Consider the following 1,665-nt stretch of genomic DNA (forward strand, 5'->3'; position numbering starts at 1 on the left):
GCCGCCGCGCCGACGCCGGTCACCGCCGAGCCGGCCGCCCCGACCGCCGTGGCACCCGGCCCCGGGCACACCGCCCCGCCCGGGCTGCGCCGGCTGGTCCTGGACGCCTTCGAGTCCGTCCTCGACACCCCGCTGGACCCGGGCCGCCCGCTCGCCGAACTCGGCATCGGCTCCCTCCAGTTGATGCGGGTGCACGGCGCGCTCAGCGCCGCGCTGCCCACGCCTCCGGCGCCCACCGAGCTGTTCCGCCACCCCACCGTGGACGCCCTGATCGCCCACCTGGCCGCCGAGCCGGCCACGCCCACCGCCGCGGCCGCCTCCCCCGTCGCCGGGCCGGGCGACGACCGCCGGGTGGCGATCGTCGGCCTGGCGCTGCGCCTGCCGGGCGCCGACACCCCCGAGCAGTACTGGCGGAACATCGTCGAGGGCGTCCGGAGCACCACCCGGTTCACCGAGGAGGAGCTGGCGGCGGCCGGACTGCGCCCGGAGGAGTACCGCCACCCCGACTTCGTCCCGGTCACCGGCGCGCTCACCGGCACCGACGAGTTCGACGCCGAGGCCTTCGGCATCAGCGGCACCGAAGCGGCCCTGATGGACCCGCAGCAGCGCCTGCTGCTGGAGATCTGCCGCCAGGCCCTGGAGGACGGCGGCTACGACGCGCCGGACCCGGAGCGCCGGGTCGGGGTCTTCGCCGGCACCGGAATGACCCTGTACGCGCTGCGCACCTACTACCAGCACACCCTGGCCACCACCGCCGACCCGTCCGAGCCGGTCGCCGCCCTGCAGACCGCGATCGGCAACCAGGCCGACTTCGCCGCCACCCGGGTCGCCTACCGGCTGGGCCTCACCGGCCCGGCGATCGGCGTGCAGACGGCCTGCTCCACCTCGCTGGTCGCGGTGCACCTGGCCGTCCAGTCGCTGCTCTCCGGTGACTGCGAACTGGCCCTGGCCGGGGCCGCCGCCCTGCACATCCCGCAGGCCGCCGGCTACCGCTACGAGGAGGGGTCGATCCTCTCCCCCGACGGTGCCTGCCGGGCCTTCGACGCCGACGCGGGCGGCACCGTCGGCGGCAACGGCGTCGCCGCCGTGCTGCTCAAGCGCCTCGACCGGGCGCTGGCCGACGGCGACACCGTGCACGGGGTGATCCTCGGCTCGGCCGTCAACAACGACGGCGGCCGGAAGGTCGGCTACACCGCGCCCAGCGTCGACGGGCAGGCGGCCGTGGTCGGCCGGGCCCTGGACCTGGCGGGCGTGCCGGCCGACAGCATCGGCTACATCGAGGCCCACGGCACCGGCACCCCGCTCGGCGACCCGATCGAGTTCCGGGCACTGGCCCAGGCGTTCCGCGCCCGCACCGAGGCCGCCGGGTTCTGCTCGCTCGGCTCGGTCAAGCCCAACATCGGCCACCTGGACACCTGCGCCGGGATGGCGGGCCTGATCAAGGCCCTGCTGGTGCTGCGGCACGGCACCATCCCCCCGCTGGTGAACTTCACCAGCCCCAACCCCGCGCTGGAACTGGCCGACAGCCCGTTCCGGCTCGCCGCCGAGCGCCGGGACTGGCCGGACGGCCCCACCCCGCGCCGGGCCGGCGTCAGCGCGCTGGGCGTCGGCGGCACCAACGCCCACCTCGTGCTGGAGCAGGCGCCCGCGGCCCCGGCCGTCGAA

1 protein-coding gene is annotated in these 1,665 nt (G+C 76.7%); it reads left to right on the forward strand.

Annotated elements, in window-relative coordinates; translation table 11 throughout:
* The coding region (locus AE652_RS40925; protein WP_049661010.1) for a type I polyketide synthase at window positions 1-1,665 on the forward strand (1,665 nt) is incomplete at both ends.

Source organism: Kitasatospora sp. MY 5-36, from assembly GCF_001182915.1.
Taxonomy (GTDB): Bacteria; Actinomycetota; Actinomycetes; order Streptomycetales; family Streptomycetaceae; genus Kitasatospora.